This window comes from Vibrio sp. M260112, assembly GCF_036533775.1.
Lineage (GTDB): Bacteria > Pseudomonadota > Gammaproteobacteria > Enterobacterales > Vibrionaceae > Vibrio.
In genome coordinates, this window is record NZ_JATABH010000204.1 from 1 (window position 1) to 459 (window position 459).

1 protein-coding gene is annotated in these 459 nt (G+C 44.0%); it reads left to right on the top strand.

Annotated elements, in window-relative coordinates:
- Window positions 1-302, top strand: a 302-nt coding sequence (locus QTN95_RS21120) for a hypothetical protein (protein WP_331418899.1), incomplete at its 5' end; no start/stop codon positions are given.
- Window positions 303-459 lie beyond the last annotated feature (157 nt).

Below are 459 nucleotides of genomic sequence, written 5' to 3' on the forward strand. Positions count from 1 at the left end.
TGAGTCATAACGTAGAAAGCTGGCTCTGGCAGAATCAGTCTCAACTGATGGAAACAAGAATTGACCACAACATGCCGCACTTTGATAGCGCCTTCCAAGCACATTTTACGGCAATGGAATTAGCACCAGATAGTCCAAAGCAGACCCTACAAGAGAAAACACTAACGGCCAGTATTATCACTACCCATAAGCAAGCCTTCCTGAATCAGGTGTCGATTCAAAAAACCATTGTTGGGCTGCGAGATGATGAATTGCTGTTTGGATTAAAAACCCTGTATCACCAATTGCGAGGAGAAGCGTAATGCTAATCGAAATGTACAATCACTGCGTATTGTGTAACCCCGCAGTCAATTGGTTAGAGGTTGAGTTTCGTAGCGAAAACGATGAACCGATAAATGACTTAAAGGTGACCATTACTAACCCCAGCACGCTAGAAACGCATCAACAGACCAGTCGTCA